We start from the raw sequence: 22,740 nt of genomic DNA on the forward strand, positions 1-22,740 counted from the left end.
GAATGAATAAATATGAAGAATATCCGCATTGCCATTGTCGGCGCACCGGGCCGTATGGGCCGTCATCTGATCCAGGCGACGCAGCAGGCGGACGGGGTAGAACTGGGTGCCGCGCTGGCGCGTCCGGGCTCTTCGCTGATCGGCAGCGACGCCGGTGAGATGGCCGGTATTGGCAAAAACGGCATTATTATCGCTGACGACTTAGGCGCCGTGATCGATGACTTCGATGTGCTGATCGACTTTACCCGCCCGGAAGGCACGCTGGATTACCTGGCTGTCTGTCGTGAGCAGGGGAAAGCGATGGTGATTGGCACCACCGGTTTTGATGAAGCCGGTAAAGCAGCGATCCGTGCCGCCGCAGAAGAGATCGCCATTGTATTCGCCGCTAACTTCAGCGTGGGCGTGAACCTGGTGCTGAAGCTGCTGGAGAAGGCGGCCAAAGTAATGGGCGACTATGCGGATATCGAAATTATTGAAGCTCACCATCGTCATAAAGTGGATGCGCCGTCTGGCACCGCGCTGGCGATGGGGGAAGCGATTGCCGATGCCATGCAGTGGAAACTGGATGAGCATGCGGTCTATAGCCGTGAAGGCCATACCGGTGAGCGCCAGCCACAGACCATCGGCTTCGCGACGGTGCGGGCGGGGGATATCGTGGGTGAGCACACGGCGATGTTTGCTGATATTGGCGAGCGGGTAGAGATTACCCACAAGGCTTCAAGCCGGATGACCTTTGCAAATGGTGCCGTTAAGGCGGCATCCTGGCTGAAAGACAAAAAATCTGGCCTGTTCGATATGCGTGATGTGCTGGATTTATCGATGTTGTGAGTGTTGTGAACCATCGTGATGTGGTTGTTTCAATCGGTAATTACTTGATTGAAAAGGGGCAATGTTTTCATTGCCCTTAATTTTATCCAAAACAGGCGTTTCGATGTCATAATGCATCGTAAAATCTATTTTTAATCTTTATTGTTGGTTTTCGGCTCTTAAAATTGCTAATTTTGACCATTTGGTCAAAAATAACCGCCGCTACGTCACGGTTTCGATTTTTTGCTGTCTGGCAAACGATTATTCCACCGAGTTTTCCTCTCTTTTTACCGCTCATGCCTGTTTTACCACTCAGAAGGCAGATAATAGTGAAAAAATACCGGCTCAGGGTAGACAAGCACCAGGTCGATCATTAGAATGCGCGCAATTTGCCAAAAATCGACAATTCAGGCGGTTTTTGCATTGATTCAGGCCACTATTTTGAATTAATATGCAGATATTGTGACTGTTTATTCCCTGGAGGATGTTTTGATTAAGTCAGCGCTCTTGGTTCTGGAAGACGGAACCCAATTCCACGGTCGGGCCATCGGGGCAACAGGGTCGGCAGTGGGGGAAGTCGTTTTCAATACCTCAATGACCGGTTATCAAGAAATCCTCACTGATCCTTCCTATTCCCGCCAAATCGTCACTCTCACTTATCCTCATATCGGCAATGTCGGTGCCAATGCCGCCGACGAAGAATCCAGTCAGATTCATGCTCAGGGCCTGGTTATTCGTGATCTGCCGCTGATCGCCAGCAACTTCCGTAGCGAAGAGGGCTTATCCGCCTACCTGCAGCGCAATAACATTGTGGCGATTGCCGATATTGATACCCGTAAGCTGACGCGCTTACTGCGTGAGAAAGGGGCACAGAACGGCTGCATCATTGCCGGTGACAACCCGGATGCTGCGCTGGCGCTGCAAAAAGCCCAGGCGTTTCCGGGTCTGAAAGGAATGGATCTGGCGAAAGAAGTCTGCACAGCGGAAACCTATAGCTGGCAGCAGGGCAGCTGGCAGCTGGAAGGAGGACTGCCAGAGCAGGCCTCAGCGGAAGCGCTGCCTTACCATGTGGTCGCTTATGACTACGGTGCCAAGCGTAACATCCTGCGGATGCTGGTGGATCGCGGCTGTCGCCTGACGGTCGTTCCGGCACAGACACCGGCCGAAGAAGTGCTGAAGCTGAACCCGGATGGCATTTTCCTCTCCAACGGTCCGGGCGACCCGGAACCCTGTGACTATGCCATCAGCGCCATTCAGGCCTTCCTGAAAACCGATATTCCGCTGTTTGGTATCTGCCTTGGCCACCAGTTACTGGCGCTGGCCAGCGGAGCGAAAACCGTCAAGATGAAGCTGGGCCACCACGGCGGCAACCATCCGGTGAAAGATCTGGATAACAACCGCGTGATGATTACGGCGCAGAACCACGGTTTTGCGGTGGATGAAACCGATCTGCCGGCGAACCTGCGCGTGACGCACATTTCGCTGTTTGACCAGACCGTGCAGGGGATTCACCGCACGGACAAGCCCGCGTTCAGCTTCCAGGGTCACCCTGAAGCGAGTCCGGGACCGGGCGATGCCGCACCGCTGTTTGACCACTTTATTGAATTGATTGACGCATTCCGTTCGAAAGCGAAGTAATCAGGAGCTAATCATGCCAAAACGTACAGACATAAAATCCATCCTGATTCTTGGCGCCGGTCCGATTGTGATCGGCCAGGCCTGCGAATTTGACTATTCCGGTGCGCAGGCGTGTAAAGCGCTGCGTGAAGAGGGTTACCGCGTCATTCTGGTCAACTCCAACCCGGCGACCATTATGACTGACCCGGAAATGGCCGATGCGACCTACATTGAGCCGATTCACTGGGAAGTAGTACGTAAAATCATCGAAAAAGAGCGCCCGGATGCGGTCCTGCCGACCATGGGCGGCCAGACAGCGCTGAACTGTGCGCTGGAGCTGGAACGTCAGGGCGTGCTGGCGGAATTTGGCGTCACCATGATTGGTGCCACTGCTGATGCGATTGATAAGGCTGAAGACCGTCGCCGTTTCGACGTGGCGATGAAAAGTATCGGGCTGGATACCGCCCGCTCAGGCATCGCGCACAATATGGAAGAAGCGCTGGCGGTGGCTGAAGATGTCGGTTTCCCCTGCATCATCCGTCCTTCGTTCACCATGGGCGGCACCGGCGGCGGTATCGCCTATAACCGCGAAGAGTTTGAAGAGATTTGCGAACGCGGTCTCGACCTCTCTCCGACCAACGAGCTGCTGATTGATGAGTCGCTGATTGGCTGGAAAGAGTATGAGATGGAAGTGGTGCGTGATAAGAACGACAACTGCATCATCGTCTGCTCAATCGAAAACTTCGATGCGATGGGTATTCACACCGGTGACTCGATCACCGTCGCACCTGCCCAGACGCTGACCGATAAAGAGTACCAGATCATGCGTAACGCCTCGCTGGCGGTGCTGCGTGAAATCGGTGTCGAAACCGGTGGCTCCAACGTGCAGTTCTCGGTCAACCCGAAAAACGGTCGACTGATTGTGATCGAGATGAACCCACGCGTCTCGCGCTCCTCCGCGCTGGCGTCCAAAGCCACCGGCTTCCCGATTGCTAAAGTGGCAGCCAAACTGGCGGTCGGCTTTACCCTCGATGAGTTGATGAACGACATCACCGGCGGCTTAACGCCAGCCTCGTTCGAGCCCTCGATTGACTACGTGGTGACCAAGATCCCACGCTTCAACTTTGAAAAATTTGCCGGTGCCAACGATCGCCTGACCACCCAGATGAAATCGGTGGGTGAGGTGATGGCGATTGGCCGCACCTTCCAGGAATCGATGCAGAAAGCGCTGCGCGGGCTGGAAGTCGGAGCTAATGGCTTCGACCCGAAAGTTCACCTCGACGATCCGGAAGCGCTGACCCGCATCCGTCGCGAACTGAAAGATGCCGGTTCTGACCGCATCTGGTACATCGGGGATGCGTTCCGTGCCGGCATGTCCGTGGATGGCGTCTTCAACCTGACCAACATCGACCGCTGGTTCCTGGTGCAGATTGAAGAGCTGGTGCGGCTGGAAGAGCAGGTAGCGCGTGAAGGGGTTAACAGCCTCGACTATACGTTCCTGCGCGCCCTGAAGCGTAAAGGCTTTGCCGATGCACGACTGGCGACGCTGGCTGGTGTGGCTGAAAGCGAGATTCGTAAGCTGCGTCAGCAGTTTAACCTGCACCCGGTCTACAAGCGCGTGGATACCTGCGCCGCAGAGTTCGCCACCGATACCGCTTACATGTACTCCACTTATGAAGAAGAGTGCGAAGCGAATCCGAATCAGGATCGCGAAAAGATTATGGTGCTGGGCGGCGGACCCAACCGTATCGGCCAGGGCATTGAGTTCGATTACTGCTGCGTGCACGCGGCGCTGGCGCTGCGTGAAGATGGTTACGAGACCATTATGGTCAACTGTAACCCGGAAACCGTTTCGACCGACTACGACACCTCTGATCGCCTCTACTTCGAACCGGTCACGCTGGAAGATGTGCTGGAGATTGTGCGCATCGAGCAGCCGAAGGGCGTTATCGTCCAGTATGGCGGTCAGACCCCGCTGAAACTGGCGCGCGCGCTGGAAGCCGCTGGCGTACCGGTTATCGGAACCAGCCCGGACTCGATTGACCGTGCTGAAGACCGTGAGCGTTTCCAGCAGGCTGTCGATCGCCTGAACCTCAAGCAGCCGGCGAATGCCACAGTGGCGACGCTGGAGCAGGCGGTGGAAAAAGCCGCCGGACTGGGTTATCCGCTGGTGGTGCGTCCTTCCTATGTGCTGGGTGGACGCGCGATGGAGATCGTCTATGACGAAATCGACCTCAAGCGCTACTTCCAGACGGCTGTCTCGGTTTCAAACGATGCGCCGGTACTGCTCGACCGCTTCCTTGATGATGCGGTAGAAGTGGATGTCGATGCGATTTGCGACGGTGAGCGGGTGCTGATTGGCGGCATCATGGAACACATTGAGCAGGCTGGCGTGCACTCCGGTGACTCCGCCTGTTCCCTGCCGGCCTACACCCTGAATCAGGAGATTCAGAATGTGATGCGTCAGCAGGTTGAGAAGCTGGCGTTTGAGCTCAACGTGCGCGGCTTAATGAACGTGCAGTTCGCGGTGAAAGACAATGAAGTCTATCTGATTGAGGTCAACCCTCGCGCCGCGCGTACCGTGCCGTTCGTCTCCAAGGCGACTGGTGTGCCATTGGCGAAAGTGGCAGCGCGCGTGATGGCTGGCAAAACCCTGGCCGAGCAGGGCGTCACCGAAGAGGTGATTCCGCCTTACTATTCGGTGAAAGAGGTGGTGCTGCCGTTCAACAAGTTCCAGGGTGTCGACCCGATCCTGGGCCCGGAAATGCGCTCCACCGGTGAGGTGATGGGTGTGGGCCGGACCTTCGCTGAAGCCTTTGCCAAAGCGATGCTCGGTGCGCAGAGCAACATGAAGAAATCAGGCCGTGCGCTGTTGTCGGTGCGTGAAGGCGATAAGAAACGTATCGTCGACCTCGCCGCTAAACTGCAGAAGTTTGGTTTCGAACTGGATGCGACCCACGGTACGGCGGTAGTGCTGGGTGAAGCCGGCATCAATCCGCGGCTGGTCAACAAGGTGCATGAAGGGCGTCCGCACATTCAGGATCGTCTGAAGAATGGCGAGTACACCTACATCGTCAATACCACCGCAGGCCGTCAGGCAATTGAAGATTCCAAGCTGATTCGCCGCAGCGCACTGCAGTATAAAGTGCACTACGACACCACGCTGAACGGCGGTTTCGCCACGGCGATGGCGCTGAATGCCGATCCGACGGAACAGGTTATTTCGGTGCAGGAAATGCACGCACAAATCAAAGCGAAATAATGGTGATAACGGCTCCTGCGGGAGCCGTTTTTTTTGGCTTTTATTGGTACTGAAATGCTCGTGATAAGCAGACGCATTTGAATTAAAGCTACTGATTTGGCTTAGTTTTTTAGCTTTCGGTGCGAATAAAGTCGTTTCGCACGTTTTTATAATTGAAACACTTCCTGTACAAATCTTTCATCAGTACTATGCCTGCCGCTTATTACCAGAGCGGATTCAGGACAAAAATAAAATGAAAATGCGTACTTTTTCTCTGAGTGCAGTGGCTGCACTAATGGCAATGCTCCCTTTCGCCAGCCAGGCGGAAATTACCCTGTTAAAACAGGACCCGCAGGCGGGCGATCCGCTTAGCCGTCTGAACTTTACCGTGGGCGGCAGTATTCGTGCCCAGGTCAACCACCAGACCGGCGTCAATGATAAATCCTACAAGCGTGACGGCTTTGACGGCGGCACCCGTTTCCGTTTCGGTGCTGACTACTACCTGTTTGATGATGTCAGCTGGATCAGCTACTACGAGCTGGGCGTCAATGTGCCGGCGGTATTCGACTGGGATCGTCACTACGCGGATGGCGCCAATAACACCACCCGTCGCCAGCTCTATACCGGTCTGAAAAGCAAAACCTGGGGTCAGCTGACCTTTGGCCAGCAGAACAGCGTCTATTACGACGTAGTGGGCGCCAAAACCGATATCTGGGATTACGACATGATCGGCCAGGCACCTGGCAACGGCATCAATGGCGACTACGACGGATCTTACCGCTCGCGTAAGCAGCTGAAGTATAAAAACACCTTCGGCGACGTCGATCTCTATGCCTCCTACCTGTTTGACGATAACGAATATCTGCCAGGCAACGGCCTGCGCTACAAGCGTAAAGGCGGCGGTTCGCTGGGTCTGGATTATCACATCACTGACGATCTGACCTGGGGCACGGCGTGGAACTATACCCATGCGGCGATGCGTAACCCGGATAACGGCGACAGCAAAGATTATGACCAGAACATTCTGGGTACTGCGCTGAGCTGGACGCCAGGCAACTGGACCCTTTCGGCGGGCGGTGGCTGGTATCAGAACTTCATGACCACCAAACGCAAAGATGTGCACGATTACTTTGCTGACGACGCCTGGGGCATTGAATACTTTGCCGGTTATAAAGTTCCGGTGGCGCAGTACGGTCTGAAAGCGGTGCAGCCTTATGTCATGGGCGATCGTATCGAGTACGCTAACGGTCGTAATTACCAGCGTATCGATAACGGCCTGGGCGTTACGCTGTTCCTCGACTACGGCTTCCGCGTCGATTACGAACATGTCTTTACCTCCAGCACTGATAACCTCGGTGATATGAATCTGGTGCGTCTGCGCTACGACTTCTGATTATCCCGACGGCTCCTGCGGGAGCCGTTTTTATCTCTCCCTCTCCCTTTTGTACCAGCCTGAGCCGGATCTCTGGCGAGCTGTGGTCAACTGCTGCCAATGTGCGGTGAAAAACTCTGCATCAGCGCGAAAACGCGGTGGCTAAACAGCTTTACGCAAATAGACCTTTCCCGCTATCGACGAAAGTTTCGCCTTTACGTATGATGGCGCCAATTTTTTCCAGTGAGTGGTTAACATGATTAGTCTTATCGCGGCATTAGCAGCAGATCGCATTATTGGTATGGAGAACGCCATGCCGTGGGACCTGCCTGCAGATTTGGCGTGGTTTAAGCGCAACACGCTGAAAAAGCCGGTTATTATGGGGCGGCTGACCTTTGAATCGATTGGTCGTCCGTTGCCGGGCCGTCTGAACATCGTGGTCAGCAGCAAGCCGGGCAGCACGGAAGGCGTTACCTGGGTCACCTCGCTGGAGGCGGCGTTAGAGGCTGCTGGTGAGGCGGAAGAGGTGATGGTGATTGGTGGCGGCCGGATTTATGAGCAGATGCTGCCGCGCGCTGACCGTCTCTATCTGACCCATATTGATGCGGAAGTGGAAGGCGACACTCAGTTCCCGGACTATGAGCCCGATGAGTGGCAATCGACCTTCAGCGAGTTTCATGACGCGGATGCGCAGAACTCACACAGCTACTGTTTTGAGATCCTCGATCGCCGCCGTTAAGCCCGCGCGCAATAAAAAACGCCCTGAATTTTCAGGGCGTTTTTGTTTGTCTGATCAACCTGCGGATTGTTGCCTAATGACTTCATCCGGCAGCGGTTGCTGGCGATTGGAAGGCTGCACATAGTAGCGCTGACTTTCCCAGTGCAGCAGGGTCAGCGTGCCGCCCCAGCAGCAGCCCGTATCCAGACCAATAATCCCTGCAGGCGTGCCTTTGCCTTCCAGCGAAGCCCAGTGACCGAACACAATGGTGTAGTCGCGTGCTACCGGTCCCTCAATGTTGAACCAGGGCTTTAACGGCGGCAGCGCCGACTCCGGCGCATCCTTACAGATCATATCCAGCTGACCATTCGGGAAGCAGTAACGCATGCGGGTCAGGGCATTGGTACTGAAGCGCAGGCGGGCCAGTCCGGTGAGCTCTTCGCTCCAGTTGTTCGGCATGTCGCCATACATCGCATCCAGGAACAGCGGATAGCTGTCACTGGCGAGCACCGACTCCACTTCTCGCGCACACTTTTTCGCGGTTTCGATATCCCACTGTGGCGTAATACCGGCATGGCCCATCACCAGCTTGTGCTCTTCATCGACCTGTAACAGCGGCTGCCGACGCAGCCAGTTAATCAGCTCGTCGGCGTCGTCTGCTTCCAGTAGCGGTGTCAGACGATCTTTAGGCTTATTACGGCTGATGCCGGCATAGACAGCCAGCAGATGGAGATCGTGATTACCCAGAACCAGCCGCACCGCGTCACCCAGCGATTTAACGTAGCGCAGGACTTCAAGCGAGCCGGGGCCGCGTGCCACCAGGTCGCCGGTCAGCCACAGCGTATCCTGCTGAGGATCGAAATCGACCTGCTGCAGCAGCGCACGTAATTCGTCGTAGCACCCGTGAACGTCACCAATCAGGTATGTGCTCATAGACTTTTATCCAGTATGAAAATTTGCCCGACGACGCGGGCAACAGGCGTGTAAATCAATGAATGTGAGTCTGAATTGCGAGGCGGAAAACCGGGATCTCAACGTGAAAGGTTTCACCCTGCTCGTCGACCATCACGTAGTGTCCCTGCATGGTGCCCATCGGCGTTTCAATCACGGCACCACTGGTGTATTGAAATTCATTACCGGCGGCGATGTGCGGCTGTTCACCCACCACGCCTTCGCCCTGAACTTCAGTTTCCCGGCCGTTACCGTTGGTAATCAGCCAGTAACGTCCCAGCAGTTGCACCGATGAACGGCCGAGGTTGCGAATGGTAATGGTATAGGCGAAGACGTAACGTTCGTCATCCGGTGAGGATTGCGAAGCAACGTACTGGCTTTGCACATGAACCGAGACGCGGGCCGTTTCACTCATCACTTACTCCTGCGATTTTCCCTGATGGTCCGCCAGCCAGTTTGCCAGCTGACAATATTGCGCAACCGAGACGTTCTCGGCCCGCAGGGTTGGATCAATCGACAACGCTTCCAGCGCTCCGGCCGCGACCATATGGCTCAGGCTGTTGCGCAGAGTTTTACGACGCTGACCAAAGGCTTCAGTGGTCACGCGGCTCAGGATACGCACGTCGCTGACCGGATGCGGCGGCTCGGCAAACGGCACCAGACGTACCACGGCAGAGTCCACTTTCGGCGGCGGGGTGAAGGAGTGCGGTGGCACTTCCAGCACCGGGATCACCTGGCAGTAATACTGCGCCATCACCGTCAGACGGCCATACGCTTTGCTGCCCGGACCGGCCACCAGACGGTTGACCACCTCTTTCTGCAGCATGAAGTGCATGTCTTTGATCGAACCAGTATAGCTGAAAAGGTGAAACATCAGCGGGGTCGAAATATTGTACGGCAGGTTACCAAACACACGCAGCGGCTGGCCTCTTTCCTGCGCCAGCGCGGCGAAGTCAAAGGTCATGGCATCCTGCTGGAAAATGGTCAGCTTCGGTCCGAGGAACGGATGTGTTTGCAGGCGCGCAGCGAGATCGCGGTCCAGTTCCACCACCGTTAAGCTGTCGAGGCGTTCGCCCACCGGCTCGGTTAAGGCACCCAGGCCAGGACCGATCTCCACCAGCGCTTCATCGCGCTGCGGATGGATAGCGGAGACAATGCTGTCGATAATGTACTGATCGTTCAGGAAGTTCTGCCCGAAACGTTTACGGGCGTAGTGCCCCTGATGGACGCGATTATTCATTACTGCTCTTGATCATAGTGATGGCGAGGTTAAGCGCCGTGATGAAGCTGCCCGGTTCAGCCTGGCCTAGCCCGGCAAGTTCAAGCGCGGTACCGTGGTCAACTGAAGTCCGGATAAAGGGCAGGCCAAGGGTAATATTTACCGCCCGGCCAAACCCCTGAAATTTTAGCACCGGCAGGCCCTGGTCGTGATACATCGCCAGCACCGCATCGGCATATTGCAGATATTTGGGCTGGAACAGCGTATCCGCCGGCAGCGGGCCGGTAAGCTGAATGCCCTGCTGACGCAGTTCGTTCAATGCCGGGATTATAACGTCGATCTCTTCGCGACCCATGTGGCCGCTTTCACCCGCATGCGGGTTAAGGCCACAGACGTAAATGTGCGGCTCGGCGATGGCGAATTTCTGCTGCAGGTCGTGATGCAGAATGGTAATGACTTCGTGCAGGCACTCCCGCGTTACCGCGTCGGAGACCGCTTTCAGCGGCAGATGGGTGGTGGCCAGCGCAACGCGTAATTCTTCTGTCGCCAGCATCATCACTACCCGATGGCTACCGGCGCGATCGGCAAAGAACTCGGTATGACCGGTGAAGGCGATACCGGCATCGTTGATCACGCCTTTGTGTACCGGGCCGGTGATCAGAGCGGCAAATTCACCGCTCAGACAACCGTCACAGGCGCGCGCCAGCGTGGACAACACATAGTCGCTGTTGGCCACGCAAAGCTCACCAGGCGATACTGGCTGTGCGGTTTCAATCGGCAGAATGGTCAGCGTACCCGCCTGCTGCGGCTGTGCCGCCACGCCAGGCTGGTAATTCCGCAGCGTCAGCGGCAGACCGAGCTGCGCCGCGCGCTGTTGCAATAAAGCCGGTGAGGCGCACACCACCAGTTCAACCGGCCAGTTTTGCTGGGCCAGTTGCACCGTCAAATCGGGACCAATCCCGGCAGGTTCGCCGGGCGTGATCACCACACGGGCATTACTGCGCATTGCCATCCAGAATCTTCACGTAGGCACTGGCGCGTTGTTCCTGCATCCAGGTCTGTGCTTCTTCTGCAAACTTGCGGTTGAACAGCATACGGTAAGCACGCTCTTTCTGGGCCGCATCGGTTTTATCCACCTGACGGGTATCCAGCAGCTGGATTAAATGCCAGCCGAAAGAGGAGTGAACCGGCTGGCTGGTCTGGCCTTTTTGCAGGCGCAGCAGCGCATCACGGAACGCCGGATCAAAGGCTTCCGGTGAGGTCCAGCCGAGATCGCCGCCCTGGTTGGCCGAGCCGGGATCGTCAGAGAACTTTTTAGCGGCGGCCGCGAAGGTGGTTTTTCCGCTGCGGATATCGGCGGCAATCTGCTCTAACTGAGCACGCGCCTGATCGTCAGTGAGAATCGGCGACGGCTTCAGCAGAATGTGACGCGAATGCACTTCGGTCACCGAGACATTTTTGCTCTCACCGCGCAGATCGTTCACCTTCAGAATGTGGAAACCGACACCGGAACGAACCGGACCGACGATATCGCCTTTTTTCGCGGTTGCCAGCGCCTGTGCAAACAGCGTTGGTAACTCTTCTATTTTGCCCCAGCCCATGTTGCCGCCTTTCAGCGCCTGCGAGTCAGCTGAGTAGGTGACCGCCATTTTGCCGAAGTCAGCGCCGTTTTTCAGTTCACCCACCAGCTGTTTCGCCAGGGTTTCCTGCTCATCGACCTGCTGTTGGGTCGGGTTTTCTGGCAGCGGCAGCAGGATGTGGCTGACGTTCAGCTCGGTGCCCTGGCTGTTCTGAGAGCCGATCTGGGTGGCAAGCGTATCCACTTCCTGCGGCAGAATGGTGACGCGACGGCGCACTTCGTTATTACGCACTTCCGCAATCAACATCTCTTTACGGATCTGCGAACGGTAAGTGCCGTAGTTCATGCCGTCGTAAGCCAGGCGGCTACGCAGCTGATCGAGGCTCATGCGGTTCTGCGCAGCGATGTTCTGAATCGCCTGATCCAGCTGCTGGTCGCTGATCTCAACGCCCGCTTTTTCGCCCATCTGCAGAATAATGTTGTCCATGATCTGACGTTCCAGAATCTGGTGGCGCAACGTTTTGTCATCTGGCAACTGCTGACCTGCCTGCTGGGCCTGAGATTTGACGGTGCTCATCATCCCGTCAACGTCGCTCTCAAGCACCACGCCGTTATTGACCACGGCTGCAACTTTATCAACCACTTGTGGTGCTGCGAACGCGGTGTTGGCACTGATCGCCACACCAAGAATCAGCATTCTCCAGTTCTTCATACTTTATCCATTGTTGGTTCCGCACTGCGGGATTGCCTGTCAAACATCACAACATCAGAAAGCGCGCTGGTAAGGAATGATGCCCTGACGCAGCATTTGGTTGGTGCCTAAGCCATAGTTGGAACTCAGACCACGCAACTCAATGTTGAATGAGATTTGGTTGTCATACTTACTGTCGTCATTTTCCCAACCGTTAATTTTGCGCTCGTAGCCCAGGCGAATGGCGTAACAGCATGAGCTGTATTGCAGGCCAACCAGTTGCGATGCTGGACGCGTGTTGCGGGTATCGTAGTAGTAAGCGCCTACGACAGACCATGCATCCGCAATCGGCCAGCTGGCCGTGGTGCCGACCTGAGAAATCCCGTTTTTGTAGATCGGGTTATTCACCAGCGTACTGTCATTCAGTGCGGTCGCCACGTATTCCGGGCTGCTGTAGCGGTAGCTCAGCTGCACCATACGATCGGCATCACGACGGTATTCCAGCACCGCATTTCCCTGGGAGACGTTATCGAGTTTGGTATCATACTGAATCCCACCCCGAACGCCCCAACGATCGCTTACTTTCCAGTATGTATCGCCAGCCCAGATCAGGCTGCCGGTATCATCTTCTTCACTGGTCTGATTAACGCCAGTGCGTGAAGGGGTAAACGAGTAGATTTGACCCACGGAAACGTTAAAACGTTCAACCAGATCGTTATCATAAATACGTGAGGTGACGCCGGTCGCCACTTCGTTGGCCGACGCGATGCGATCCAGGCCGCTATAGGTACGGTCGCGGAACAGACCGGTATAGTCGGTTTGCAGCTGGGTCGAGTCGTAAGGATAGATATTGCTCTGGTCGCGATACGGGATATAGAGATACTGCACCCGCGGTTCCAGCGTCTGGGTATAGCCTGCCGCCGAGCTCATGTCGCGGTCAAACACCATCCGGCCATCTACTTTAAACTGCGGCAGGGTACGGTTGACGGACTCATCGAGCGTGCCGCTCTTACCATTTACGTTGGCGTAATTGTTGTTGTAGAAATCGACATCCGTTTGCTGATAGTGGGTCGCCAGCAGCTTCGCTTCGGTATCCAGACTGGCCCAGCCGTTAGAGAGCGGCAGGTTCAGGGTTGGTTCAATGTGTAAACGGGTCGCTTCAGGATAGCGATCGCTGACGTTAGTGAACTTAACCGCCTGGGCGTAGATACGGCCATCAAACGGACCGATATCGTTCTGATAGAAATTGAGGTCCAGCTGCGGCATCGCACGGTAGACATTGCTGCTGCTGGTGTCGCCAAAGACCTGGAAGTCTTTGGTCGAGAGCGTGGCATCCCAGTTGGTGTCAGCGTAGCCGATACTGAATTTCTGCGTAGCGTAGTTGTCGGTCGAGCTGTAGTACTTCGAGTCGAGATCGTTGAAGTAGTACTGGTCGCTGACCTTGGTGTAGTCGGCGCTGAAACGCCAGTTCTTGTCGTAGACACCGGCGTGACGCCAGTAGAATAACCAGCGGTCAGAACTGTCGTCCTCGGCGATGCCGCGCACCGCTTTGTCGTTATCGTACTGTTTGTCCGAGCCCAGATAGTCGAACTCCACCAGACCTGCACCAGCCACAGTCAGATAACGAAATTCGTTTTCAAACTGCATGCCGCGCTTACTCATGTAGTGCGGCGTGATGGTGGCATCGGCCTGCGGCGCGATGTTCCAGTAATAGGGCAGCACAAATTCAAAGCCGTTGTTGCTGCCATATTTTGCATTTGGGATCAGGAAACCGGAGCGGCGGCGATCGCCGATCGGTAACTGCAGATAGGGACTGTAGAACACCGGTACCGAGCCGAGCTTAAAGCGGGCGTTCCAGATCTCCGCCACTTCCTCTTCACGGTCCTGAATGACTTCCGAGCCCACCACGCTCCAGCTGTTGGAACCTGGCAGACAGGAGGTGAAGCTGCCGTTTTCCAGAATGGTATAGCGGTTATTGCCGCGCAGCTTCATCTGGTCAGCGGTGCCGCGCCCCTGACGATCCACCATCTGGTAGTCGCCATTCCAGACGTTGGTGTCTTTGCTGTTGAGGTTTGACCAGGCTTTCGGACCTTTCAGGATGACCTGATTGTCGTCGTAGTGCACATTACCGAGGGCATCGACGGTACGAACCGGCGTGGTCTGGCCCTCCTGCTGACGCTGATGAAGTTGTACTTCATCCGCCTGCATCCGGCTGTTGCCCTGTTCAATATTCACATTGCCGGTGAAGACCGCATCATTGGGGTAATTCCCCTTTGCGGCGTCGGAGTGAATGGTCACCGGCAGCTGGTTAGTGTCGCCACTTACCAGCGGGCGGTTATAACTCGGCACGCCTAACATACACTGCGACATCAAATCGTCGGCAAAGGCTTGCTGGCTAATGGCTGAGCCGATCAGAGTGGCCAGCAGGGTAGGTATATGTTTTTTCATACGCGGTATCGAGAATTCCATGAAAACTGGCATCATGCCGACAATCGGGTCAGAGACTAACTTACTGCCCGGCGTTGTGCCAGCGTTAATCCTTTTCTGTCCGCGTTGCCGTTAGGCGCTGAGATAAATGACAGGTATGATAATGCAATTTTCAGCCGCAAGCATGGCGAATTGAGGAGTTTATGCGCTACTGGGGAAAAGTTGTGGGTCTGGCGGTGGGATTACTTTCCGGTGCAGGCTTTTGGGGTATTGTGATCGGTTTGATCATTGGCCATATGATTGACAAAGTTCGCGGCGCACAAGGCAAGGCTTACTTCTCGAATAATCAAACCCGACAGACGCTGTTTTTCAGCACCACCTTTCAGGTGATGGGCCATCTGACCAAGTCAAAAGGGCGCGTCACCGAAGCGGATATCCAGATTGCTTCGCTATTAATGGAGCGGATGCAACTGCACGGCGAATCGCGTACGGCGGCACAGCGCGCGTTCCGCGAAGGCAAGCAGGCCGATTATCCATTACGCAGCAAGCTGCGCGAACTGCGCAGCGCCTGTTTCGGACGCTTTGATCTGATTCGGATGTTCCTTGAGATTCAGATTCAGGCCGCCTTCGCGGACGGTTCACTGCATCCTAATGAGCGTCAGGTGCTCTACGTGATTGCGGAAGAGCTGGGAATATCGCGCGGTCAGTTCGATCAGTTCCTGCGGATGATGGAAGGCGGTCAGCAATTCGGCGGCGGTCAGCGTTCATCCGGTGGCTTCCAGCAGGCGCAACGCGGACCGACGCTGGAAGATGCCTGTAGCGTGCTGGGCGTAAAGAGCAGCGATGATGCCACCACCATCAAACGCGCCTACCGCAAGCTGATGACGGAGCACCATCCCGATAAGCTGGTGGCCAAAGGGCTGCCGCCAGAGATGATGGAGATGGCGAAGCAGAAAGCGCAGGAAATTCAGGCGGCTTACGACCTGATCCGCAAAGAGAAAGGGTTTAAATAATCGCGCTGTTGCCGTGACGTCTTTCCCGACGTCACGGGCTGCCCGGCCGGTGATTAAAAGTCGGCGGGCTGTCGGAAGGTCATGAGGTTACCGAAAGCGGGATGGGTAATGGTCAGGGACTCCGCATGCAGCAACAGACGGGGTGCCATCGCTTTGGCCTCCGGATGCGCATAAAAGTTATCGCCCAGAATCGGATGTCCCAGCGCCAGCAAGTGTACCCGCAGCTGATGTGACCGGCCGGTAATGGGTTTCAGCGACACGCGTGCGCTGTTATCGGCGCGATACTCCAGCACCTGATATTCAGTCTGTGCGGCTTTGCCGGTCTCAAAGCAGACTTTCTGCTTCGGTCGGTTGGGCCAGTCGCAAATCAGCGGCAGATCAATCAGCCCCTTCTCCTCTGCCGGATGGCCCCAGACGCAGGCGACATAGCGCTTAGCCGGCTCACGCTCCCGAAACTGCCGTTTCAGCTCGCGCTCTGCCGCTTTGGTCAGCGCCACCACAATCACGCCGCTGGTGGCCATATCCAGCCGGTGTACCGACTCTGCCTGCGGGTAATCACGCTGGATCCGCGTCATCACGCTATCTTTATGTTCGTCCAGCCGGCCCGGCACTGAGAGCAGGCCGCTGGGCTTGTTCACCACCATGATGTGCGCATCCTGATAGAGGATGTGCAGCCAGGGTTCACGCGGTGGATTGTAGGGTTCCATGCATCTTTCCAAAAATAAGGGGCCATGCGGCCCCTGAGCTTACTGGTGAGTCACCACAATCAGGCGCAGCGCGTCGAGACGCCAGTTAGCCTCATCGAGGCTTTCCAGCACCTGCTGACGGTTACTTTCCAGCGCCTCGATTTCATCTTCACGAATGTTCGGGTTGACCGCTTTCAGCGCTTCCAGGCGGGAGAGTTCCGCACCCAGCTTCTCGTTCGCTTCTGCGCGGGCAGCATCAATCACCGCACGTGCTTCGCTGACCACCTTCTCTTCGCCCTGGGTCAGAATGGCGTGGACATCCTGCTGTACCGCGTTGACCAGCTTACTGCCGGTATGGCGGTTAACGGCATTCAGCTGACGGTTGAAACTTTCAAACTCCACCTTGCCCGCCAGGTTGGTACCGTTACGATCCAGCAGCAGACGGATTGGCGTCGGCGGCAGGAAGCGGGTCAGCTGCAGATGCTTCGGTGCCTGCGCTTCGACCACGTAGATCAGCTCGACCAGCAGCGTACCGACCGGCAGCGCCTTGTTTTTCAGCAGCGAGATGGCGCTGCTGCCGGTATCACCCGACAGGATCAGATCCAGACCATTGCGGATCAGCGGATGTTCCCAGGTAATGAACTGGGTATCTTCGCGTGACAGCGCCTGTTCGCGGTTAAAGGTGATGGTACAGCCATCTTCCGGCAGGCCAGGGAAGTCGGGCACCAGCATATGATCGGATGGCGTCAGCACGATCAGGTTATCGCTGCGATCTTCCTGATTGATACCAACGATATCAAACAGGTTAAGCGCGAAGTTCACCAGGCCGGTATCATCGTCCTGATCAGCGATCGCATTCGCCAGCGCCTGAGCCGCGTCGCCGCCGTTGGAGTTCAGCTCCAGCAGGCGATCGCGTCCCTGTTCCAGCTGCAGTTTCAGCGCATCATGCTGCTTACGGCAGTCAGTGATAAAGGCATCGAAGCCGTCACTGTTTTCCGGTGCCGCCAGATAGTCGATCAGCTGCGAATGCACGCTGTCATAAATGGTGCGGCCGGTCGGGCAGGTATGTTCAAACGCATCCAGCCCTTCGTGATACCAGCGCAGTAACACCGCCTGTGCGGTCTTCTCCAGCCACGGCACCAGGATCTGGATATCGTGCGCCTGACCAATACGATCGAGACGACCGATACGCTGCTCAAGCAGATCCGGGTTAAACGGCAGATCGAACATTACCAGACGGCTGGCGAACTGGAAGTTACGGCCTTCTGAACCGATTTCTGAGCAGAGCAGCACCTGCGCGCCGTTCTCTTCCGAAGCAAACCACGCCGCAGCACGGTCACGTTCGATGATCGACAGACCCTCATGGAACACCGCCGCCCGGATACCTTCGCGCTCACGCAATACCTGCTCCAGTTGCAGCGCCGTGGCGGCCTTGGCGCAGATCACCAGCACTTTCTCTTTACGGTTGCTGGTGAGGTAACCCATCAGCCACTCCACGCGCGGATCGAAGTTCCACCAGGTGCCGCTGTCGCCTTCAAATTCCTGATAAATCTGTTCCGGATAGAGCAGGTCACGCGCGCGTTCTTCTGCGCTTTTACGGGCGCCCATAATGCCGGAGACTTTAATCGCGGTCTGATACTGCGCTGGCAGCGGCAGACGAATCTGGTGCAGTTCGCGTTTCGGGAACCCTTTGACGCCGTTACGGGTGTTACGGAACAGCACGCGGCTGGTGCCGTGGCGATCCATCAGCATCGAGATCAGCTCCTGGCGCGCCTCCTGTTTGCCGTCACGATCGCTGTTGGCGACCTGCAGCAGCGGCTCAATATCCTGCTCGCCGACCAGATCGTTGATCCGGTTCATCTCCTGCTGCGAGACCGGCTGATCCGCCAGCAGCGCGGTCACCGCATCGGCAATCGGCCGGAAATGCTGCTGCTCTTCAACGAAAGCGGCAAAGTCGTGAAAGCGATTGGGGTCAAGCAGACGCAGACGGGCAAAGTGGCTCTCCATGCCCAGCTGTTCCGGCGTGGCGGTTAACAGCAGGACGCCAGCGGTTTTTTCCGCCAGCTGCTCAATCACCTGATATTCGCGGCTCGGTGCGCCTTCCGACCACGCCAGATGGTGCGCTTCATCGACCACCAGCAGATCCCATTCGGCATCGGCCAGCAGTTCAAGACGCTGCTTGTTGCGGCGCACAAAGTCGAGCGAACAGATAATTAACTGTTCGGTTTCAAACGGATTATCGCTGTCGTGCTGGGCTTCGGTATAGCGATCGTCATCAAACAGTGCAAAGCGCAGGTTGAAACGGCGCAGCATCTCAACCAGCCACTGATGCTGCAGCGTTTCCGGCACCACGATTAATACCCGGTCGGCACGTCCGGCCAGCAGCTGCTGCTGGATGATCATCCCGGCTTCAATGGTTTTACCCAGTCCGACTTCATCCGCCAGCAGCACGCGTGGCGCGTGGCGACGGCCCACATCGTGGGCGATATGCAGCTGATGCGGAATCAGGTTGGTGCGCATGCCACGCAAACCGCTGATCGGCAGACGATATTGCTCACTCTGATATTTGCGGGCGCGGAAGCGCAGGGCGAAGCGGTCCATCCGGTCGAGCTGGCCGGCGAACAGACGATCCTGCGGCTTGCTGAAGACCAGCTTACTGTCGAGCATCACTTCGCGCAGCATCACGTCGCTTTCGTCGGTATCAAGACGGGTGCCGATATAGGTCATCAGGTCATTTTCGTTGCGTACTTCATCGACTCGCATCTGCCAGCCTTCATGGCTGGTGATGGTGTCACCCGGATTGAAGATGACGCGGGTAACAGGCGAATCGTTGCGGGCGTAGAGGCGGTTTTCCCCGGTGGCCGGGAACAGCAGGGTGATCATGCGGGTATCAACCGCCACCACCGTGCCCAGTCCCAGTTCACTTTCCGTATCACTAATCCAGCGCTGACCTAATGTAAAAACCATATATTTTTAGCTCGAATTTTAACGTTTTTAGAGGTGTTCCCGGATACTCAGGCAATAGGATTTCATCCAAACGAACAGGTCTGGAGAGTCTCTCTTAGCGCGGTGAGTATCAGGAAGGGCGCTATGGTACTGGATGGCAGGGCATTCGTCACCTGTCAAAAAAGACCCAACTGCCCGGTAATCAGTGTAGCAAAGTCCCCTCCGACGAAAGGTAAAATCCCGTCGGCGACCGGTTGTAACTGCTTACTGACGTAGTGATCGTAATCCAGTGGCGTGGTACGCGCCTCCAGTGGCTCCGGGCCGGCCGTCGCCATCACGTAACGAATCCGGCCGCCATTCTGGTACTGCAACGGCCGGTTTAATTTGCGATTCTGCTCATCCGCCAGCCGGGCGGCGCGGACGTGCGGCGGCACATTTTTTTCATACTCTTTCAGCGGACGGCGCAGACGTTTTTTATAAATCAGCTGATCGTCGAGTTCACCGGCCAGCAACTGCGCCACGGTAGCACGGATATAGTCCTGCCACGGCTCACGATGGAAAATCCGGCTGTAGAGCTGCTGCTGAAACTGCTGTGCCAGCGGCGTCCAGTCGGTGCGTACCGACTCCAGCCCTTTAAACACCATGCGTTCGCCCGCCGCTTCACGGATCAGGCCGGCATAGCGTTTTTTACTGCCCTGTTCAGCGCCACGAATGGTGGGCATCAGAAAACGGCAGAAGTGATTTTCATACTCCAGCTCCAGCGCGCTGGTCAGGCCCTGGGTCTGCTGCAGATGGTCACGCCACCAGGCGTTCACTTTTTGTGTCAGCTGCTGACCAATCGCGGCCGCATCCAGTTCATTGTGGGCCGATTTCAGCCAGACAAAGGTCGAATCGGTATCGCCATAAATCACATCGTAGCCTTCCGCCTCAATCAGCGTGCGGGTCTGCTGCATAATGGCGTGACCACGCATCGTAATCGAGGAGGCGAGGCGCGGATCGAAAAAGCGACAGGCGCTGGTGCCGAGCACGCCATAAAAGGCGTTCATGATAATCTTCAGCGCCTGCGACAGCGGCTGGTTGCCCTGCTTTTTGGCGGCTTCGCGGCCCAGCCAGATCTGTTCGACGATAGCGGGCAGGCAGTGGGTATGACGTGAAAAGCGCGCCTCGCGAAAGCCTTCCACCGAATCAGCATCATCAGGGTGCGCCAGCCCTTCCACCAGTCCAACCGGATCGATCAGGAAGGTACGAATAATCGACGGATAGAGGCTTTTGTAATCCAGCACCAGCACCGAGTCGTAGAGGCCTGGCCGCGAATCCATTACGTAGCCGCCAGGGCTGGCTTCCGGCGCCACATCGCCGAGGTTCGGCGCGACAAAGCCGACCCGATGCATACGCGGAATATAAAGATGACCGAACGCGGCGACCGAACCACCGTGGCGATCCACCGCCAGGCCGTTCACCGCTGCCCGTTCCAGCAAAAACGGCATGATCGCCGTTTTGTGGAAAATGCGCGTCACCAGTTCACAATCTTTCAGGTTATAGCGCGCCAGCGCTGGTTTATCGTTGGCGAAGCGCCAGTTGATCTCCTCCATGCGCTGCCACGGGTTATCGATCGCCTTGCCTTCGCCCAGTAACTGCTGCGACACCGATTCCAGGCTGAATGACGGGAAATCCCAGAAAGCGGATTTCAGCGCGTCGATTCCGTCAATGATCAGCCGGCCGCTGGCCTGGGCGAAAAACACGCCGGGCTTGAAGCCGTGCTCACGCCACTCCAGCGCGCTGTTCTGACGACCCAGCCGCAGCGGAATCGCGTAGCGATCGGCGTGTTTTTGCAATACCCGCAGGTCAAACTGCACCACGTTCCAGCCGATAATCACGTCGGGATCGTGCTCAGCGAACCACTGGTTGAGTGCTTCAATCAGTTGCGGTCGGGTATCAAGGTAGATCAGTTCAAAATCGAGTGCGCTGGCATCGCCGTTTGCCGGACCGAGCATGTAGACCTGGCGCTGGCCGCAACCCTCCAACCCGATACAATAAAGCTCACCGTGCTGGGTGGTTTCAATATCCAGTGAGACCCATTTGAGCGGGGGCCGATAGTCGGGATGCGGCTTCAGTCGGGCGTTCACCACGCTGTCGCCCCGGGCTTCGCCATCAAACCAGACCGGTGCGGTAATAAAACGCTCCATCAGATAGCGTTCCGGCGGGCGGATATCCGCTTCATAGACCGGAATCCCCTGTTCGCGCAGCCGCTTTTCGATCTGCTGCAGCTGGCGATTCTGTCGGCAATAGAGCCCGAACACCGGGCGCTGGCGAAAATCTTTTAGTTCGAGCGGCTGGATGCGCAGCTGACGCTCATCCTTCAGCAGCTCGCTGACCTGAGACTGAAACTCACGCGGAATAAACGCTACTGACTCCTGAACCGGCAGCACCACGCGCTGCGCACCCTGATCGGTAGCGAGCCAGAGGATAATTTCGCTGCCTTGCGGCGTATCGCGCCAGTGGCGGGTAAGCAGAAAACCTGCGCGGGGCCTATTCACATCGTCTCCAGACTCAGGATTTTTGATCGGTGAGAAAACCCGCTCAGTATAACATGGATATTTATACAGTTCCGCCGCTGGGTTTTGTCAACATTGTCCTACAATTCTTGCCTTGACGCTGTGTAGCTGGCTCTGGACAATCCAGCCTTCTGCTTTTTCTAAGGAAGTTTATGGAAGCCTGGGTTCAACACCTGTTTACGCAGTCGCTGGAGTGGGCGCTGTTTGCGGTGGCGCTGGTCACCTTTCTGGAATCGCTGGCGCTGGTCGGGCTGTTGCTGCCGGGTACCGTGCTGATGGCGAGTCTGGGCGCGCTGGTGGGGAGCGGACAGATTGGTCTTTATCCGGCCTGGGCGGCGGGTTTTGTCGGTTGCCTGATTGGCGACTGGGTTTCCTACGGGATCGGCTGGAAATTTCAGGGGCCGCTGCATCGCTGGAAGTATCTGCAAAAGTACAAAGGTCTGCTGGATAAAACCGAACACGCGCTGCATCAGCACAGTATGTTTACCATTCTGGTCGGGCGCTTTGTCGGGCCGACGCGTCCGCTGATCCCGCTGGCCGCGGGGATGCTGGAGCTGCCGGTACGTAAATTCCTGCCGCCTAATCTGATTGGCTGCCTGCTGTGGCCACCGCTCTATCTGCTGCCCGGCATCCTGGCGGGCGTGGCGGTGGATGTTCCCGAGGCGGCGCAGGGCGGCAACTTTAAGTGGCTGCTGCTGGCGGCCGCGATTGTGGTGTGGCTGGGTGGCTGGCTGGGCTGGCGCTGGTGGCGCAGTGGCAGGAGTCAGGACTGGGCGACTGCGTATCTGCCGCCGGAACGGCTGCGCTGGCTGGGACCGCTGGGGCTGGCGCTCGCCATCGCCGCCTTCGTCGGCATTCAGTTCCATCCGATGATGCCGATTTTCCGCCATCTGCTGTGGCAGGTCTTCTTCGAGTAAT

Annotated in this window: 16 protein-coding genes; 7 read left to right on the forward strand and 9 right to left on the reverse strand. The window is 56.6% G+C overall.

Annotated features, from left to right (window positions below; translation table 11 throughout):
- Positions 1-12: 12 nt before the first annotated feature.
- The 5 genes from dapB (at position 13) to folA (ending at position 7,776) form a co-directional block, all read left to right on the forward strand.
- Positions 13-828 (forward strand): 4-hydroxy-tetrahydrodipicolinate reductase, encoded by an 816-nt coding sequence (gene dapB / locus ACX3P5_RS02675; RefSeq protein ID WP_336755866.1) that lies wholly within the window; start codon positions 13-15, stop codon positions 826-828.
- Positions 829-1,296: 468 nt separating this feature from the next.
- Entirely contained in the window at positions 1,297-2,445 is a 1,149-nt protein-coding gene (carA, locus tag ACX3P5_RS02680) for a glutamine-hydrolyzing carbamoyl-phosphate synthase small subunit (RefSeq protein ID WP_233985332.1), read from the forward strand.
- Positions 2,446-2,458: 13 nt separating this feature from the next.
- A complete protein-coding gene (carB, locus tag ACX3P5_RS02685) occupies positions 2,459-5,686 on the forward strand; it encodes a carbamoyl-phosphate synthase large subunit (protein WP_458968263.1) in 3,228 nt (1,075 codons plus the stop codon).
- A 238-nt stretch (positions 5,687-5,924) separates the two neighbouring features.
- Positions 5,925-7,058: a porin gene (locus ACX3P5_RS02690; RefSeq protein WP_458969168.1), complete on the forward strand. Its 1,134-nt coding sequence runs from the start codon at positions 5,925-5,927 to the stop codon at positions 7,056-7,058.
- A 235-nt stretch (positions 7,059-7,293) separates the two neighbouring features.
- Positions 7,294-7,776, forward strand: a complete 483-nt coding sequence (gene folA / locus ACX3P5_RS02695; protein WP_233985330.1) for a type 3 dihydrofolate reductase — start codon at positions 7,294-7,296, stop codon at positions 7,774-7,776.
- A 54-nt stretch (positions 7,777-7,830) separates the two neighbouring features.
- Here folA and apaH read toward each other — a convergent pair whose 3' ends face one another.
- From apaH to lptD, 6 genes are read right to left on the reverse strand one after another with little or no spacing between them, the layout of a single operon-like run.
- A complete protein-coding gene (gene apaH / locus ACX3P5_RS02700; protein WP_458968264.1) occupies positions 7,831-8,688 on the reverse strand; it encodes a bis(5'-nucleosyl)-tetraphosphatase (symmetrical) ApaH in 858 nt (285 codons plus the stop codon).
- Between the two features lie 55 nt (positions 8,689-8,743).
- Positions 8,744-9,121, reverse strand: coding sequence for a Co2+/Mg2+ efflux protein ApaG (gene apaG / locus ACX3P5_RS02705; RefSeq protein ID WP_094119240.1), 378 nt, complete (start codon positions 9,119-9,121; stop codon positions 8,744-8,746).
- 3 nt (positions 9,122-9,124) lie between these two features.
- The gene (gene rsmA / locus ACX3P5_RS02710; protein ID WP_094119241.1) at positions 9,125-9,946 is read right to left on the reverse strand and encodes a 16S rRNA (adenine(1518)-N(6)/adenine(1519)-N(6))-dimethyltransferase RsmA; all 822 of its coding nucleotides are present in this window, start codon (positions 9,944-9,946) and stop codon (positions 9,125-9,127) included.
- A complete protein-coding gene (gene pdxA, locus ACX3P5_RS02715) occupies positions 9,939-10,931 on the reverse strand; it encodes a 4-hydroxythreonine-4-phosphate dehydrogenase PdxA (protein WP_458968265.1) in 993 nt (330 codons plus the stop codon). The genes rsmA and pdxA overlap by 8 nt, the downstream gene beginning before the upstream one ends.
- On the reverse strand, positions 10,921-12,216 hold the full coding sequence (gene surA / locus ACX3P5_RS02720; RefSeq protein ID WP_233985327.1) for a peptidylprolyl isomerase SurA: 1,296 nt from the start codon (positions 12,214-12,216) through the stop codon (positions 10,921-10,923). Before surA ends, pdxA begins: the two co-directional genes overlap by 11 nt.
- 54 nt (positions 12,217-12,270) lie before the next feature.
- Positions 12,271-14,643 carry an LPS assembly protein LptD gene (gene lptD, locus ACX3P5_RS02725; protein WP_233985326.1) on the reverse strand — a complete coding sequence of 791 codons (2,373 nt, stop codon included), beginning with the start codon at positions 14,641-14,643 and terminating at the stop codon, positions 12,271-12,273.
- Between the two features lie 182 nt (positions 14,644-14,825).
- On the opposite strand from lptD, the gene djlA reads away from it, so the two are divergent.
- Complete coding sequence (gene djlA / locus ACX3P5_RS02730) at positions 14,826-15,635, forward strand: co-chaperone DjlA (RefSeq protein ID WP_336755862.1); 810 nt, start codon at positions 14,826-14,828, stop codon at positions 15,633-15,635.
- A gap of 53 nt (positions 15,636-15,688) precedes the next feature.
- On the opposite strand, the gene rluA is transcribed toward djlA, so the two are convergent.
- The 3 genes from rluA to polB all read right to left on the reverse strand — a co-directional run bounded on the left by rluA (position 15,689) and on the right by polB (position 21,804).
- Entirely contained in the window at positions 15,689-16,342 is a 654-nt protein-coding gene (gene rluA, locus ACX3P5_RS02735; RefSeq protein ID WP_233985325.1) for a bifunctional tRNA pseudouridine(32) synthase/23S rRNA pseudouridine(746) synthase RluA, read from the reverse strand.
- Positions 16,343-16,381: 39 nt separating this feature from the next.
- On the reverse strand, positions 16,382-19,288 hold the full coding sequence (gene rapA / locus ACX3P5_RS02740; RefSeq protein ID WP_233985324.1) for an RNA polymerase-associated protein RapA: 2,907 nt from the start codon (positions 19,286-19,288) through the stop codon (positions 16,382-16,384).
- Between the two features lie 155 nt (positions 19,289-19,443).
- Positions 19,444-21,804: a DNA polymerase II gene (polB, locus tag ACX3P5_RS02745; RefSeq protein WP_458968266.1), complete on the reverse strand. Its 2,361-nt coding sequence runs from the start codon at positions 21,802-21,804 to the stop codon at positions 19,444-19,446.
- A 170-nt stretch (positions 21,805-21,974) separates the two neighbouring features.
- On the opposite strand from polB, the gene ACX3P5_RS02750 reads away from it, so the two are divergent.
- Positions 21,975-22,739: a DedA family protein gene (locus tag ACX3P5_RS02750; protein WP_233985322.1), complete on the forward strand. Its 765-nt coding sequence runs from the start codon at positions 21,975-21,977 to the stop codon at positions 22,737-22,739.
- The last annotated feature ends 1 nt before the right edge of the window (position 22,740 follow it).

The sequence above is a fragment of the Pantoea sp. S-LA4 genome (assembly GCF_054482835.1).

What these genes read in the sequence shown, in the direction of transcription:
- rapA (WP_233985324.1), bottom strand. Translation starts at nt 19,288, where the DNA reads ATGGTTTTTACATTAGGTCAGCGCTGGATTAGTGATACGGAAAGTGAA.
- apaH (WP_458968264.1), bottom strand. Translation starts at nt 8,688, where the DNA reads ATGAGCACATACCTGATTGGTGACGTTCACGGGTGCTACGACGAATTA.
- lptD (WP_233985326.1), bottom strand. Translation starts at nt 14,643, where the DNA reads ATGAAAAAACATATACCTACCCTGCTGGCCACTCTGATCGGCTCAGCC.
- ACX3P5_RS02750 (WP_233985322.1), top strand. Translation starts at nt 21,975, where the DNA reads ATGGAAGCCTGGGTTCAACACCTGTTTACGCAGTCGCTGGAGTGGGCG.
- ACX3P5_RS02690 (WP_458969168.1), top strand. Translation starts at nt 5,925, where the DNA reads ATGCGTACTTTTTCTCTGAGTGCAGTGGCTGCACTAATGGCAATGCTC.
- surA (WP_233985327.1), bottom strand. Translation starts at nt 12,216, where the DNA reads ATGAAGAACTGGAGAATGCTGATTCTTGGTGTGGCGATCAGTGCCAAC.
- dapB (WP_336755866.1), top strand. Translation starts at nt 13, where the DNA reads ATGAAGAATATCCGCATTGCCATTGTCGGCGCACCGGGCCGTATGGGC.
- carB (WP_458968263.1), top strand. Translation starts at nt 2,459, where the DNA reads ATGCCAAAACGTACAGACATAAAATCCATCCTGATTCTTGGCGCCGGT.
- rsmA (WP_094119241.1), bottom strand. Translation starts at nt 9,946, where the DNA reads ATGAATAATCGCGTCCATCAGGGGCACTACGCCCGTAAACGTTTCGGG.
- apaG (WP_094119240.1), bottom strand. Translation starts at nt 9,121, where the DNA reads ATGAGTGAAACGGCCCGCGTCTCGGTTCATGTGCAAAGCCAGTACGTT.
- djlA (WP_336755862.1), top strand. Translation starts at nt 14,826, where the DNA reads ATGCGCTACTGGGGAAAAGTTGTGGGTCTGGCGGTGGGATTACTTTCC.
- pdxA (WP_458968265.1), bottom strand. Translation starts at nt 10,931, where the DNA reads ATGCGCAGTAATGCCCGTGTGGTGATCACGCCCGGCGAACCTGCCGGG.
- rluA (WP_233985325.1), bottom strand. Translation starts at nt 16,342, where the DNA reads ATGGAACCCTACAATCCACCGCGTGAACCCTGGCTGCACATCCTCTAT.
- folA (WP_233985330.1), top strand. Translation starts at nt 7,294, where the DNA reads ATGATTAGTCTTATCGCGGCATTAGCAGCAGATCGCATTATTGGTATG.